The sequence below is a fragment of the Vibrio sp. H11 genome (assembly GCF_004804295.1).
Classification (GTDB): Bacteria; Pseudomonadota; Gammaproteobacteria; order Enterobacterales; family Vibrionaceae; genus Vibrio; species Vibrio ostreae.
Map to the genome: position 1 here is coordinate 12,086 of NZ_SSHN01000002.1, position 14,955 is coordinate 27,040.

Below are 14,955 nucleotides of genomic sequence, written 5' to 3' on the forward strand. Positions count from 1 at the left end.
TTATCTGCCCGGGCCCTGTATGGTCAGGCCCCGGCTTTGACGAGAAAAGGTGAATAAATGAAATGGATCGCCCAGCTAGCGTTAGTGTTTTGCAGTGTGACATCACTGAGTGTGCTTGCACAAACTCCGGATTTTCCTCATCTGGTGACCACAGGGTATGGTGAAGTCGAGGCTCAGCCTGACATGGCGCAGTTCTCGGTGCGGGTGGTGGAAACCACGATGAATGCCGAGCAGGCCAAAGCTGCGGTGGACAAGGTAGTGGCGCAGTTTACCGACCGCCTGGCCGAATCTGGCGTGGAGCGTAAGCAGATTGTCAGCTCCAACCTGTTTGTTGCGCCGCAGTATCATTATCCGCAATCGGGCCAGCCGGAACTGGTCGGCTACCGTGCGTCGCGTAATGTGACGGTTGAAGTCGGCGAGATCGCCAATCTGAATCAGTATCTCGATATTGCTCTGGCTGCGGGTATCAACCAGGTGGATAACATTCAGCTCAAAGTCAGTGATCCGGCTAAATATCAGATGCAGGCGCGTATGGCCGCGATTGAGGATGCCAAACTTAAGGCACAATCAGTGGCAAAAGGTTTTGAGCGTCATCTCGGTGCTATCTGGCAGGTGGAATATAACGATGCCAATCAGCAACCGGTACTGATGCGCAGCATGAACATGAGCGAAAAGCGCGCCATCAGTGATACCTATCAGGACTCAGTGCTGACTATCCGCGATCGGGTCCAGGTTATCTATCGTCTGGAGGAGTAGCTGTGCCGAGCGCAGCCAATTCAAATAACAAATGGATAACTGATTAACTTTTAGTTTCAAGAATGATTCACCAGAGACAGCCGATAATTCATTGCAACACCACGTTATTTTGCTGCCGAATGCAGAAATCATGGAGTTAAATGATGAATCGGCTATTTTATATTCTGTCTGCGTGCGATGGTGCTATAATGCCCGACTTAATTTTTGGCAGATTAGTGGCGCAGAGTGATGAGATTTTCAAGAGTAGTGATCTTTCTTGCAATTGTCAGCACCCTGATTTTGACCGCAACGGCCGCATACTACTCCCAGCGCTACCAGGTAATCAAGCAAGCATCCATTATTGAGATCGCTCAGAGCGGCCTGAATCAACTGACCTACAGTGAGCGTGAATTTGCCAACAGTCAGGACCAGTTGTTCTCTGTGGTTGACCTGCTCGGCGACGGCCAGCTGACGGCCGATTTTGCGCTTGACCCGAGCGAACACAATAAGAACCAACTGAAAAGTATGTTCGTGTCTGTGCTCAAGAGCCAGAAGTGCTACAATCATATCCGTTTCGTTGACAATCAAGGCATCGAAAAACTGCGGGTCGATTATTATCCGCATCCCCATTCTGCGCAAAGTACGGAAGACCGCCACGATCACTCACAGAGCGGATTCTTTCGCTACGCTCAAACCCTCGCCGCCGATGATATTGGTATCTGGAGTTCACAGTACGCGCTGGGGCCGGATGTTGACTTAACCTTACCGGCTATTCAGATCATTAGACCGGTATCGGTACTGGATAAGCGCTATGGCTACATCATGGTCACTGTCGAACCTTGGAATCTGGCCAACCGGCTCAATTATGTACTAAATAACGAACTGCGGCCGCAGCTGGTTTCTGAGCAGGGGATCTATTTGGTCGCCTCAGGACGTGATTACCGAGATGCGCCGGGGCAAGGCTCCCTGCGCGCAGAAAGTCTGGCGCAGCGTTTTCCGCTCAGCTGGAATGAAATCAAGCAGATACAAAATGGCTATACCCAGGAAAAAGGTCATCTGCTGATTTTTACCACCTTTGATCTCTCCGCAGACCAAAAGCTGCATCTGGTGATCACCTTGTCGCCTGAGCAATTGGAACAGCGTCTGCAACGGGATGTGGATGATCTGGTCAAGCAGGGGATATTCGTGTTTCTGCTGTTGCTGGTGTTTATCCTGCCGACCTTGTCGATGGCGCTGCATTACCATCGCCGTAACATTGAAAGCAAACTGGCGCGCGCGGCTCTGGAGGGGATGTCGGCGGTGATGATCTCCGATACCTCGCACCAGGTCATCAAGGTCAATCAGGAGTTCGAGAACATCACCGGCCTCAGCAGTGAGCGGGTTGTCGGCCGCAACGGCCTGAAAACACTGCTGTCTCAGCAGGGTATCGAGTTTATACTGCATGTGCTGGAACTGGTCGAGCAGGCCCAGTTCTGGCAGGGCGAAGTGGAATTTGTCACCCCGGAGCAGCGCCATCTGACCACCATCATGCGCATCCAGGCTATCTCCGAAGCCGGACGCATCAGTTATTACATAACTTCACTGGTGGATATTTCCGAGCACAAAGCACTGGAAAATAAGCTGCGTGAATTGAGTGAGAAGGACTCGCTGACCCATTTGTGGAACCGGCGTAAATTTGAGCAGGAGTTGCAGGCTCAGACTCAGCTGGTGGCGCGTTATCCCGACAGCCACGATGCTTGTCTGGTGCTGATTGATATCGACTTTTTCAAACGGATTAATGATGAGCAGGGGCATGACGCCGGTGACCGGGTCATCGCGCAGGTCGCCGACCTTCTGGTGAGCCAGTTACGCACTACCGACTTTATCAGCCGGATCGGCGGTGAGGAATTTGCTGTGATTATGCCGCATACGGCTATCGATGAAGCGCAGGCGGTGGTCGAGCGTCTGCGCCATGCGGTTGACCTAGACCAAAGTCTAACCGTGACCATCAGTGCCGGAATTACCGACTTGAATCAGGACAGCACCCGTTCCTATAAATGCGCCGATATTGCCTTATATGAGTCTAAAACTCTGGGGCGTAACCGGGTTTCCCTCTGTTATAGCTGTGATGATATCGCATAAAGTCTATTAATGCCGACAAATCTTGACGAGTGTCACATTTTTCTGACACTGAGACTAAAGTCTAATTTCTCTTTTTGCTTGAGCTAAACTGTACAATAAGTAGACTGTTGTTCTTTTCATCAATAGCTGTCCGGAAACTGGGTGGTCATGTCGTCACCGTTGCGTGATGAACAGACAGCACGATAAGGACGCCGGGCAAAACGGGGCAGGTATGGTTAACCACTTTCTGGTGAGGCTGACCATTGGCTTTTTGTTGGTGTTGGGCATAAAACTGAGCGCACTTTATTTCCTACCTATGGTTTTATTGCTGAATACCCATCACAAAGAGTTCTTTGGCTGGTAGCTGAACCACAGAAATTAAAGACAAAAAAATCGGGGCATGCCCCGATTTTTTATTGTCTGTTATTTTATCCGGCGCAGACCGGACAAGTGCTGCGACTGAAATTACAGTACGTGAACAGATGTTGTGTTAGTGGTACCTGAAGCAACCAGAGCGCCAGAAACCATGACCACGATGTCGCCTTTCTTACCCAGACCAGATTCCAGAGCAATCTCTTTACCCAGACGGTAGAAGTCATCAGTGCTGGCGATTGAATCAACCACGACCGGACGCACACCTTTAGTCAGCACCAGCTGAGCGGCGGTTTTCTTGTTAGTCGTTACCGCGATGATGTTCGCAGTCGGGAAGTACTTACGTACTGAACGTGCTGATTTACCCGCTTCAGTTGCAACCACGATCAGTGGTGCAGCCAGTTTCTCAGCAGTATCTACCGCGCCTTTACATACAGCTTCAGTGATGCGCAGACGTGGGCTGTCGAGACGAGAGCCCAGTTCCGCTTTCAGTGCGGCGTCAGTACGGTTTGCGATTTGCGCCATGATCTTCACAGCTTCAACCGGGTATTTGCCTTTCGCGGTTTCACCAGACAGCATCACTGCGTCAGTACCGTCCATGATCGCGTTCGCTACGTCACCCGCTTCTGCGCGAGTCGGACGTGGGTTCTTGATCATTGAATCCAGCATTTGGGTTGCAGTGATAACCACTTTACGTGCGCGGTTACATTTCTCGATCATCATCTTCTGCGCGAAGATAACTTCTTCAGCCGGGATTTCTACACCCAGGTCGCCACGTGCAACCATGATACCGTCAGACAGTTCCAGAATTTCGTCGAAGTTGTCTACGCCTTCCTGGTTTTCGATTTTAGAGATGATCTGGATGTTTTCGCCGCCGAATGCTTTCAGCACGTCGCGGATTTCTTTCACGTCAGAACCTTTACGGATGAAAGATGCTGCAACGAAATCAACGCCTTGCTCACAACCAAATTTCAGGTCGTTTTTGTCTTTTTCAGACAGCGCTGGCAGGTTCACAGAAACGCCTGGCAGGTTAACACCTTTGTTTTCGCCCAGTGCGCCGTTGTTGAGAACTTTACATTTTACTTCGCTGTCAGTTTTCGCCACCACTTCCATTTCGATCAGACCGTCGTCAACCAGGATAGTGTTACCGACGTTCAGGTCGTTCGCGAAACCTGCGTAAGTCACTGCAACGATGTCTTTGTTACCGACTACTTTAGTATCCGTCGTGAAGGTGAATTCCTGGCCGGCAACCAGCTCAACGTCATCACCGTTTTCCAGTTTGATGGTACGGATTTCAGGACCTTTAGTATCCAGCAGGATAGCCAGTTCCTTACCTGTGTTTTCCATGACAGTACGGAAGTTCGCGATGCGAGTACCGTGCTCAACAAAGTCACCGTGAGAGAAGTTAAGGCGCATCACGTTCATGCCAGCTGCAACCAGTTCAGTCAGCTTCTCTACAGATTCAGTTTTAGGGCCAATCGTACAAACGATTTTGGTCTTTTTCATGGAAGGGTCTCTCCGGTAAATAAAATTTAATAAATAAAGTAAAGTTTCGTTGTTAGCGTCGAAGTGAGCTCGGTGGTGGCAACTTATCTTCTTCTATTGCCAAGTGTAGTTCACGAGTTTTACTCACCTCAAAGCTGAAAGTCTTTCAACAAATTTAGTCATTTTATGACCATTTGTATGGGATGAAATTTCAGAAATCTTCAACTTATCCATGTTGAACGGCTTTTGTGACACCAGTTCGTGATCTGATTCTGTAATTTTTTTTCTTTTCGGGTGTGAATTCTAACACTGAATGAAGGCAATATCACTGTCTAAGGTTTGTCTTAGGACAAGGTTTTAGCGCGAAATAATAATTTTTTGGATCGAAATAAATGGACAGAAATGTTTCATCTTGATTATAATTTCTTTCAGTTCGAAACTAACAAAACAAGAAATCATGTCGAAACGAAATACTCAGCTCAGACGCCACGCGATTGCCAATCTGGTCAATGAGAAAGGTGAAGTGAGCGTCGAAGCGCTTTCCAGTCAGTTTGATACTTCCGAAGTCACCATCCGTAAGGATTTGGCCTCACTGGAAACCAATGGCCTGCTGCTCAGACGCTACGGTGGTGCGATAGCCCTGCCGCGCGAAGTGGTCGCTGATGAAATGAATTCAAAAGTTTCGTTTCGAAAGGTTGAACTGGCAAAGGCGGCAGCAGAGTTAATCCGGGAACATAACCGAATTGTGATCGACAGCGGCAGTACCACCGCGGCACTGATTCAGCAACTGAACGACAAACGCGGCCTGGTGGTGATGACCAACTCGCTCAATGTCGCCAATGCCCTCAATGAACTGGAAAGCGAACCCACCTTATTAATGACCGGCGGCACCTGGGATACCCATTCGGAATCATTCCAGGGCCAGGTGGCAGAATCTGTGCTGCGCTCTTATGATTTTGATCAGCTGTTTATCGGCGCAGACGGCATTGATTTGGCACGCGGCACCACCACGTTCAACGAACTGGTCGGCCTGAGCAAGGTGATGGCGGAAGTATCGCGTGAAGTGATTGTGATGGTCGAGTCAGAAAAAATCGGCCGTAAGATTCCCAATCTGGAACTGGCCTGGGACAGTATTGATGTGCTGGTAACGGACAGAGATCTGTCTGATGACTATGCTGAACAAATTGAATCTCATCAGGTGCGGGTGATCCGGGCCTGATAAAAATAATCCCGCTTCTGAGTGACATAACTTGTTTCAGCGAACAAGGATGATGTACGCAATTTAATCGTTTTGTCCGGAAGCAAAATAATTAACGGAGTAGCAATATGTGTGGAATTGTTGGCGCGGTAGCGCAGCGTGATGTGGCAGAAATTCTGGTCGAAGGCCTGCGCCGTCTTGAGTACCGTGGTTACGACTCAGCCGGTGTAGCGATTGTGGATGGAGAGCAGCAACTGACCCGCATCCGCCGCCTGGGTAAAGTGCAGGAACTGGCCGACGCGGTTGACGCCGCGCAGGTCTCCGGTGGTACCGGGATCGCCCATACCCGCTGGGCCACGCACGGTGAGCCGTCTGAAGTCAACGCCCACCCGCACATGTCCGGTGACATCGCTGTGGTGCACAACGGCATCATCGAAAACTACGAAACCCTGCGTGAGCAACTGCGCGCGCGCGGCTACGTATTTGAATCACAAACCGATACCGAAGTGATCGCTCACCTGGTGGAGTGGGAACTGCGCAGCGCTTCTTCGCTGCTGGAAGCGGTACAAAAAACCGTTAAGCAGTTGGAAGGAGCGTACGGTACTGTGGTTGTGGATCGCAAAGACCCAAGCCGTCTGGTCGTGGCCCGTTCCGGCAGCCCGATCGTGATCGGTTTTGGTGTCGGCGAAAACTTCCTGGCTTCAGATCAACTGGCCCTGCTGAGTGTGACCCGCCGCTTTATGTACCTGGAAGAAGGTGACGTGGCGGAAATGACCCGCCGCGAAGTGAACGTTTTTAACACTTTAGGTGAGCAGGTTGAGCGTGAGATTGTCGAATCGAACGCCGAGCACGATGCCGGTGATAAAGGCCAGTACCGTCACTTCATGCAAAAAGAGATCTTTGAACAGCCAAAAGCGCTGCTCAACACCATGGAAGGCCGTATCACCAAAGATTCAGTGATCACCGAAAGCATTGGTGTTAACGCGGTCGAGATCCTGAGTAAAGTAGAGCACGTGCAGATCATCGCCTGTGGTACTTCTTACAACTCGGGCATGGCAGCGCGCTACTGGTTTGAAGCGCTGGCCGGTGTCAGCTGTGACGTAGAAATCGCGTCTGAATTTCGTTACCGCAACTTCGTGACCCGTCCGAACAGCCTGCTGATCACCTTGTCTCAGTCGGGTGAAACCGCCGATACTCTGGCTGCGCTGCGTATCGCCAAAGAGCGTGGCTACATGGCCGCGATGACCATCTGTAACGTCTCCGGTTCATCTCTGGTACGTGAATCCGACATCGCGTTCATGACCCGCGCCGGAACCGAAATCGGTGTGGCTTCAACCAAAGCCTTTACGACGCAACTGGCGGCGATGCTGATGCTGGTCACGGCAATCGGTAAAGAGCAGGGCCGAATCAATAAAGCCAAAGAAGCGGAAATCGTTGAGGCGATCCACGCGCTGCCGGCACAAATTGAAAGCGCTCTGGCGTTCGACAAGCAGATCCAGACCCTGGCGGAAGATTTTGCCGACAAGCACCACACCCTGTTCCTGGGCCGCGGTGAGTACTACCCAATCGCGATGGAAGCGTCACTGAAGCTGAAAGAAATTTCCTACATCCACGCAGAAGCCTATGCAGCCGGTGAACTGAAACACGGCCCGCTGGCACTGATCGACGCCGATATGCCGGTCGTGGTGATTGCACCCAACAACGACCTGCTGGAAAAACTAAAATCGAACGTAGAAGAAGTGCGCGCCCGTGGCGGCCTGCTGTATGTGTTCGCCGATGAGAAGGCCGGCTTTGAAGCCGACGAAAGCATGAAGATCATCCCGATGCCGCACGTCAGCGAGATTACCGCACCGATCTTCTACACCGTACCGATGCAATTGCTGTCATACCACGTTGCCCTGATCAAAGGCACCGACGTCGACCAGCCACGCAACCTGGCCAAAGCGGTAACCGTAGAGTAATTCAGTTACCCGACCCGACAACAAAGGCGCAGTCAGATGCATTTCTGGCTGCGCCTTTTTGTGTATTCACTTTCCCGAAACAGCTTTCCCGTAACAGGACACACCGTTGTGGTGCCTCTTTCTTACGAGGACACACGCCTTCTTTTTTACGGGGACACACACCTTTGCAATGTCTGTTTTTACGGTGTGTGTCCTGCTTAAATATTTCCGTTTGAAGCGCGATATCCTTTTCTAAGGCGCATAAAAATGGCGATGCTGTCAGAACAACATCGCCATTTATTAGTGAGTGAACCTGGGTATCATCCAGTTAACCCGCCGGGTATTACCCAAGCTAATTCAGATTACTTCACGCTGCTGGGTTTTTGATACCACGGTGAGCGCGAGTCTGTCTCGGTGAACAGATAGTGACGTTTGCGCAGCATCTGGCCGCCATCGCGGGTGATTGGCTCCCAGGCGATATTAGCGCGGCTGGTGCTTGGTTTCACCGTCATGATGTCCATCGGAATCGAGATATAGAAACCTTTACTGAAGCTGCCTTCGCCGTATTCTTCTGCACTCAGGTCCGTTTTCGCTGCGTAAGCACCAACCGTCACGCCAGACTTAAACTGCTTGGAAAAGTCGACCATCACACCGACATCACCGCCCAGGAACTTACCGGCGTGCACTTTAATCAGGGTATTGTCGAGGAACTCCCATTGCGGCATATAGTACGCAGACACATGACCGGTAGTACCGCGGCTCAGCACATAAGCCTGACAAGACGGAATGCGCTCGTCACAGGTCGCTTCATCGTAGAAGAAGTAGTCGTCACTGTACACACCAAACCAGGAATCCGGGTCGCGCTGGCTGACCAGGTTGGCATCCACACCCAGTGCCCAGTTAGAGTTCATCGGGCGATACAGCATTTCACCACCAACACCGGCAAACATGGTTTCCAGATAGCCACCATACACCTGGGTATACAGGCCGTCAGTTGGCTGAGCGAACCAGGTCAGCTGAAGGTTGTTAAGGCGTACCGGGTTATCGTGTACGTAGGCACGGAACATAGTACGTACCCGCGGTGTAGAGTAGTTACGAATGTGCGGTGAGTTTTCGATGTAGTTAAACTTGTCATAGTTATCGACCAGGTTGAAATAAACCGAGCCCGCCAGTTCGACATTATTACTCAGCCACACATTGGCGCCGGCGTTGAACCCCAGACTATACAGATAGAAGGTTTCCGGCGCACCAAGGCTCTGTTTCAGGGACGGGTCGATGTTGTAGTCCCACGTTTTTCTGGTCGAGGCCAGCGTATCGTCTCTTTTGGCTCTGGGTTCGCCGGCTGAGAAAGCATCGTTCACGTCTGAATTCACACTCATGTAGTTCGCGGCATGAACATACTGCTCACGATCGATCTGAGTTTCAGTCATATCCATACCGCTTTGCTGCTCGATGACCCGGAACGTTGTGATCGACTGGTCGGACGCATTGTTCAGAATCGCCGCAGTGCGATCCAGCGCTTCGGAGCGATCACGGTATTTCTTCTGCTGTCCGCGCACGACAACGGCATCATCTTCAACGCGGATGTCGTTCATCTCATAACCGGCATTATCCTCCAGTTCCTGAGCTACCTGCTGCCAGTCTGTGTTTTGCGGGTTAGGTCGTAATTGAGCCTGGGGCTTTGGATCATCACGCCAGGTGGCGGACATATCATTAAAATTGGTGTAGAGGTTAAAGCCCAGCGTCAGCGTATCGCCGCGTTCATAGCTGACTCGTGCGTCACCCCAATCGCCCAGGCGGTAGTTGATGCCAAAGTTCCACGGAGTATGCTGGTTTAAAACCTTACCGTTAACGGTCGGCAGATCCTGACTGTAATCATTCCCTTCATATTCGACTTTAATGCGCAGCGGCTCATACGGGGTCTGATATTCAATCCCGCCAAACAGGGCGGCCGGGCCTTTAAACCAGCGGTCAAAGTCAACGCTACCGCCCGAACCGGCATATTCATCGTTGTTACGGATACAGTAACTGTCGGTGGCTTTACAGAATGGGTTAGTCACAGTGCCGCTCTGGCCCAGATATCCCCAGCCCATACCTAAGGTAAAATCCAGGCTGCCAAAACGCTTGGTCGCAGCGACGTATTCGCCGTCAAATAATCCGGTACCACCGATATCACGAATACCAAATGAGGTTTCCGGCAACCAGTAGCTTTCTTGCAGCAGGCGGATTTTAAAATCCAGGCCTTTATCGGTATACAGGTTATCGCCACTGTAGCTTTCATCGTTACTGAATTTAAAATCAGGTACGCGGGTGTAGCGAATCGTGGTTTCCAGCCAGCTCATCAGCTGCAGGGACACCATGTAATGCTGGTAATCATCGTTGATGGTCGCACCAATGTTGAACTCACCTTCTTCCGCCATACGAGCTGTAGGCGTCTGCATCAGGCCGGTGCCGCCAAAGTCTGTCTGGGATACTTTCCAATTGGCGTTTTGGGCCGCACAGACCGCAGAAGATGAAAGCACACTGCAAACAGCAATCAGTAAACTCGAGTGTTGCATCTGTTTATAATCCTTTTCTCATACTGATGAGTTTCACGATATCTTTTTCTAAATCAATCAGCTGCGGGTCGTCGGAGCCAAAGCCCAGAAAAATGACACTGCCGGGTGCCAGATGGCGGCGCTCGTTGTTCCAGTACTCATAGCCCGAATGTACCGTCTCGCCGTTGGGATAAATTACCCAGGCTGCGCTGTTATCGGCACTGGAAAGCGGAGTGATATCAGCCAGGTAATCACTCAGGTTATAAGCAGGGTTGAACGGCACGCTTTGTGGTCTGAACAGTAAACCTTCGATACTGATGTTGGCGCTGCGCTGCGGAATAATCAGCTCAAACTTACCGCTCAGCAGCGGATTTGCCGCCGCTTTCAGGCGCACATCATCGTAATCCAGTGTCGTAAACTCACGATAACCAATGTCCCAGCGTTTGATCTGTTCAATCAGCAGCTGGACAGAGGCCGTCCAGTCACTATTGGTATTGGCAAACTTTTGCAGGCCGGTCAGCACCTGGCTTTTTAATTGCTGTGCCTGCTGTTCTTTATTACTGTCAAATAATTGATTTGCCAAAGGGTAGATCAGCGGAGAACTGTGGTCGGAATGTTGGATTGTATCAGCCAGCACTCGTTCAAGGCGCACTGGCTGAGTGTATTTCAGCGCCACGCCTTCACCGGGCAGTTCAACGACAAGCGGGTTCGCAACAGAGGCGGCAGACAACAACATCAGGCTGCCAAGCAGAATTTTCCGTTTCATGGGTAACACTCTTTTATTTGACGGCAAAAGGTTTGATGATTTCCAACTCAATAAAGAGTTGATCCGGGATGACCCATTGGGCGCTTTTCACTACCTGGCCTTGTTGATCAATCCAGTAATTGCTCGTCATCTGTGATTCTGTATCGTTAAATCGTACCGTTTCCCGGATTTGAGTCGTCTGCTTCTGCCATGCGGGAGAGGTTAACATTTGTTGTCCGGTAACCTGGGAAGTGACATTGGCCACATGGCCAAACTGATAGCCCGGCTGCCAGTCATAAGTGGCATTCCAGGGCTGAGAATTATTTGCAGAGGGCACTGTCAGTTGATTGCTGGCCGAGAGACTAACCAGGTTGCTTTCAGGTAAATTCAGAGTTTTAACAATGCGGCCATTTTCCGTCGTGATCATCGCGTTATCGGCAGAAACCCATTTGAGTTGCAGGTTACCGGTTTGCGGATTTTGCTCGGTAACAGCCAAAACCATCAGAATCTGGTGTGTGCCATTAACCCGGGCATACATGCTCGCATAAGGCAGATTTTTTATCTGTTCTTGGCTGAGGTTCACATCTTCGAAACCGAAAAAAGCTTCTTTCAAAGTGGAACCGGTATCGACAAAGCGTTGGCTGCAACCGGTCAGTAAAGTAAAAATAAGAATGGACGCGTAACGCGAAAACTGGCTCATCCGTATGTCCTGAATAATAAATACTGAATTAATGAAAGCGAACGGTGTATGGCTCGGGTAAGCAAACAAGACCGACAAGTAAAAGCTCGATAAGCAACTATACCAATAAGCAACAATAAAAAACCAATAAGCAAAAAAACACCCTTGGCGTGAACCTAAGGGTGTTTGGCGTCAAAATACTAACGCTTGGTCAGTACCGTCACGCTTAGTTAGTACCGTCAGTACCGTCAGTACCTGTTGTACCATCGTTGTTCGATGATGCAACGGCAACAGCAGCAACTGCCAGGCCTGCACCTACAGCAACCGCTGTAGAGGTAGCAATACCTGTTGCAGCAGCCGTAGCAGCGGTCGTTGAACCAGCTGCACCTGCGCCTGCACCAACGCCAGCACCAGTACTTGCGCCAGAAGAGGCGCCTGCAGCTGTAGTAGTACCAGTAGTACCACCACCCGTTGATGCACCAGCAGCACCGTCTTCTACTGCAGCATTAACTGCGGTTGAAGAGATACCAAAAGCCACCAACATTGCTAGAGCAAAGTGTTTCATTAATAATATCCTTGTAAATTTACAAATGAACCATCGATGATGTGCATATTCCATACACGCTATACATTCTATGAGCAAATAAAGACGTTGTAAAAATAAATATTTTCGTTAAATCAGTTCAACTTACGTTCAGTATTGCGTCAAATTTTCAACATAGGCTATACTCTGGCGCGGAAAAATGTATAGTTATACCCCTATGAATGAATCGGTTTACTCGTATTTATATTAGTAATCACCTATATATGTAAGTTATTACTAATGTACGTAGGTAAACCAAGATTCACGGCTTATTCATAGACGTGTCATTAAGCTGAAAAAAATATTCAGCCAGGCACAGAAAGGAATAATACAAATAATAAAAATGGAGAGGTGCGTTGTGTGGTTAACGCTAAAAGCCGATGGGCGGTAGCGTGCCTGCGCACAGTCACTAAGATGTACAAACAAAACATGTATAAAACCATCATCGTTTCTTGTCTCAGCATTCTGGGACTCACGGCTTGCAGCAGTGCCCCACGTCAGGTACAGGCCAGCCTTCCTCTGGTTGAAGCCTCTGTTCAGCCTCTCGGCCAAAAATTACCCGCCAAATATCGTGCTCAGTTAGAGCAGGCAGCAAGCACCCGACTCGACAACTCCGATTACTCCATCCAGTTAGGTACCCAGTACACCTCTAGTCTGGGCCAGGATTGTCGTGATCTGACTATCTTCGAAGCGAGTGGTGATAAAACCTTGCGCGTTGCATGTGCAGAGAAAAAACAATACCCGGAGCAAGTCAGAGCCTGGTATCTCATCCCAAATATTGTTCAGCACTCGTCCTCAATTAAGTTATGACTATGAATCTCTCTTTATTTAGCAAACGACTGCTGTGTGCATTGTCGTTCCTGCCTGTGGCTGCTTATGCCGCTTCTCCATTTTTGATGAATGCCGCCAATCAAAATGGCGCGGCTGCGGCAGCTGCGGCCGACCCATCCGCTTATACCAGTCCGACCAGTCCCCAGGGTGAGCAAGCGCCGAATGAAGCGCTGGCGATGGGAACCTATTCGAGCGAAAACCGCACCAACTTATTATTACCGGGTGAAACCGATGTGCGTAAGTTATTGCCCTCAAGTGGTGAGAATATGCCGCCCCCTTATGGTGCAAACTTATTTGCTGGCGGATATGAAACTGAGCGGACAGACGGATTAAATGATAACTATCTGATCGCAGCCGGAGATAAAATAAATATCTGGATCTGGGGAGCGGTTAATTATTCCAGCGTGGTCACCGTAGATAATCAGGGCAATATATTTATTCCGGATATCGGCCCGATTAAAGTGCAAGATTTACGTGCCAGTGAAGTTAACCAATACGTCACTTCGCAAATAAAGAAAGTTTATACCAATAATGTCAGCGTTTACGTTAACTTATTAACGTCCACTCCGGTCAGTATTTATCTTTCCGGACCGGTGATTCGTCCGGGTCAGTATGCCGGTATGGCATCCGACAGTGTTTTGTATTACCTCAACCGGGCTGGCGGCATTGATCCCGAGCGTGGCAGCTACCGTGAAATTGTCGTCCTGCGCGACAATCAGCCGATTGAAGATATTGATTTATATGACTTCATTCGTACCGGTAAAATGCCCAAAGTCAGCTTTAAAGATGGCGATGTCATTTTGGTCAAGCCGCAGAAGGCTGCGATTACCGTATCCGGCGGGGTGCGTAACCCGTTCCGGTTTGAGCTCAAAGAGCCGGTCACGCCGGGCAATATGCTGACTCAGTATTCACGTCCGCTGGCGAAAGTGAGCCACGTCGCTGTAATGGGTAACCGGGACACCGGGCCGTTCTCTTTATATATGCCGTACCAGGAATTCCTGAAATTCAAATTACAGGATGGCGATAAGGTGATGTTTAATGATGATTTGCATCCGCAGGTGATCGATATTCAGGTCACCGGCAGTTACCTTGGCCCGTCTTATTTTTCCGTCAATAAACGTACCCGTCTGCACGAACTGCTCAGTTATATTCCGATCGACCCGGAACTGACCAATAATGGTTCAATCTATATTTTGCGTAAAAGTGTCGCGCAAAAGCAGAAAGAGATGCTCAACGAATCACTGGATCGCCTCGAGCGCAGCGTGTTTACCGCACCAGCTTCCTCTGATGGCGAAGCGGCGATTCGCGCCAAAGAAGCGGAGATGGTGATGCAGTTTACCGAGCGCGCCCGTAAGGTGCAGCCGCTGGGTAAAGTGATTGTCTCTGATGATGGCAATATCGCCAATATCCTGCTCGAGCAGGGCGATACGATCGTTATTCCGTACAAAACCGATCTGGTACAGATCGGCGGCGAAGTGCTGATGCCACAAGCGGTCGTGTATAACAAGGGTGCGAGTATCGATGACTACGTGGCCTGGGCGGGTGGTTTTACCGACCGTGCGGAAGACAAACGCATCGCGATTGTGCGCGCCAACGGTCTGGTTGAATTTGACAGTAAAGACCCGATTGAAAAAGGCGATCAGATCCTGGTGCTGCCGAAAGTGGAAACCAAAACCATGCAGGCAGTTAAAGACATCACGCAGATCATCTACCAGATCGCAGTGGCGGCCAACGTGGCGGTCAGATAACG

At 50.1% G+C, this 14,955-nt stretch carries 11 protein-coding genes; 6 read left to right on the forward strand and 5 right to left on the reverse strand.

The window, feature by feature from the left end; genetic code table 11:
• Positions 1 to 57 precede the first annotated feature (57 nt).
• The gene (locus E6C74_RS02845) at positions 58 to 756 is read left to right on the forward strand and encodes an oxidative stress defense protein (RefSeq protein WP_136483206.1); all 699 of its coding nucleotides are present in this window, start codon (positions 58 to 60) and stop codon (positions 754 to 756) included.
• A gap of 228 nt (positions 757 to 984) precedes the next feature.
• Positions 985 to 2,856: a diguanylate cyclase gene (locus tag E6C74_RS02850; RefSeq protein ID WP_240798119.1), complete on the forward strand. Its 1,872-nt coding sequence runs from the start codon at positions 985 to 987 to the stop codon at positions 2,854 to 2,856.
• 444 nt (positions 2,857 to 3,300) lie between these two features.
• Here E6C74_RS02850 and pykF read toward each other — a convergent pair whose 3' ends face one another.
• A complete protein-coding gene (gene pykF / locus E6C74_RS02855) occupies positions 3,301 to 4,713 on the reverse strand; it encodes a pyruvate kinase PykF (protein WP_136483207.1) in 1,413 nt (470 codons plus the stop codon).
• Positions 4,714 to 5,149: 436 nt separating this feature from the next.
• Between pykF and E6C74_RS02860 the strand changes: the two genes are divergently transcribed.
• A complete protein-coding gene (locus E6C74_RS02860; protein ID WP_136483208.1) occupies positions 5,150 to 5,911 on the forward strand; it encodes a DeoR/GlpR family DNA-binding transcription regulator in 762 nt (253 codons plus the stop codon).
• Between the two features lie 107 nt (positions 5,912 to 6,018).
• On the forward strand, positions 6,019 to 7,851 hold the full coding sequence (gene glmS / locus E6C74_RS02865) for a glutamine--fructose-6-phosphate transaminase (isomerizing) (protein WP_136483209.1): 1,833 nt from the start codon (positions 6,019 to 6,021) through the stop codon (positions 7,849 to 7,851).
• Between the two features lie 341 nt (positions 7,852 to 8,192).
• Here the strand turns inward: glmS and E6C74_RS02870 are convergent, their stop codons facing one another.
• From E6C74_RS02870 to E6C74_RS02885, 4 genes are all read right to left on the reverse strand, one after another.
• A complete protein-coding gene (locus tag E6C74_RS02870) occupies positions 8,193 to 10,388 on the reverse strand; it encodes a YjbH domain-containing protein (RefSeq protein ID WP_136483210.1) in 2,196 nt (731 codons plus the stop codon).
• 4 nt (positions 10,389 to 10,392) lie between these two features.
• Positions 10,393 to 11,133: a capsule biosynthesis GfcC family protein gene (locus tag E6C74_RS02875; protein WP_136483211.1), complete on the reverse strand. Its 741-nt coding sequence runs from the start codon at positions 11,131 to 11,133 to the stop codon at positions 10,393 to 10,395.
• Positions 11,134 to 11,146: 13 nt separating this feature from the next.
• Entirely contained in the window at positions 11,147 to 11,812 is a 666-nt protein-coding gene (locus E6C74_RS02880) for a YjbF family lipoprotein (RefSeq protein WP_136483212.1), read from the reverse strand.
• 205 nt (positions 11,813 to 12,017) lie between these two features.
• Positions 12,018 to 12,356 carry a hypothetical protein gene (locus E6C74_RS02885; protein ID WP_136483213.1) on the reverse strand — a complete coding sequence of 113 codons (339 nt, stop codon included), beginning with the start codon at positions 12,354 to 12,356 and terminating at the stop codon, positions 12,018 to 12,020.
• 378 nt (positions 12,357 to 12,734) lie between these two features.
• Here E6C74_RS02885 and E6C74_RS02890 point away from each other — a divergent pair, with 378 nt between their 5' ends.
• Together E6C74_RS02890 and E6C74_RS02895 are read left to right on the forward strand one after the other, a co-directional pair.
• A complete protein-coding gene (locus E6C74_RS02890; RefSeq protein WP_136483214.1) occupies positions 12,735 to 13,184 on the forward strand; it encodes a hypothetical protein in 450 nt (149 codons plus the stop codon).
• Positions 13,185 to 13,186: 2 nt separating this feature from the next.
• Positions 13,187 to 14,953, forward strand: a complete 1,767-nt coding sequence (locus tag E6C74_RS02895; protein WP_240798120.1) for a polysaccharide biosynthesis/export family protein — start codon at positions 13,187 to 13,189, stop codon at positions 14,951 to 14,953.
• The last annotated feature ends 2 nt before the right edge of the window (positions 14,954 to 14,955 follow it).

Bases quoted from the DNA above. Each gene is read 5' to 3' on its own strand.
- E6C74_RS02850 (WP_240798119.1), top strand. From the start codon at position 985: ATGAGATTTTCAAGAGTAGTGATCTTTCTTGCAATTGTCAGCACCCTG.
- E6C74_RS02880 (WP_136483212.1), bottom strand. From the start codon at position 11,812: ATGAGCCAGTTTTCGCGTTACGCGTCCATTCTTATTTTTACTTTACTG.
- E6C74_RS02895 (WP_240798120.1), top strand. From the start codon at position 13,187: ATGAATCTCTCTTTATTTAGCAAACGACTGCTGTGTGCATTGTCGTTC.
- E6C74_RS02875 (WP_136483211.1), bottom strand. From the start codon at position 11,133: ATGAAACGGAAAATTCTGCTTGGCAGCCTGATGTTGTTGTCTGCCGCC.
- E6C74_RS02845 (WP_136483206.1), top strand. From the start codon at position 58: ATGAAATGGATCGCCCAGCTAGCGTTAGTGTTTTGCAGTGTGACATCA.
- E6C74_RS02870 (WP_136483210.1), bottom strand. From the start codon at position 10,388: ATGCAACACTCGAGTTTACTGATTGCTGTTTGCAGTGTGCTTTCATCT.
- E6C74_RS02885 (WP_136483213.1), bottom strand. From the start codon at position 12,356: ATGAAACACTTTGCTCTAGCAATGTTGGTGGCTTTTGGTATCTCTTCA.
- E6C74_RS02860 (WP_136483208.1), top strand. From the start codon at position 5,150: ATGTCGAAACGAAATACTCAGCTCAGACGCCACGCGATTGCCAATCTG.
- glmS (WP_136483209.1), top strand. From the start codon at position 6,019: ATGTGTGGAATTGTTGGCGCGGTAGCGCAGCGTGATGTGGCAGAAATT.
- pykF (WP_136483207.1), bottom strand. From the start codon at position 4,713: ATGAAAAAGACCAAAATCGTTTGTACGATTGGCCCTAAAACTGAATCT.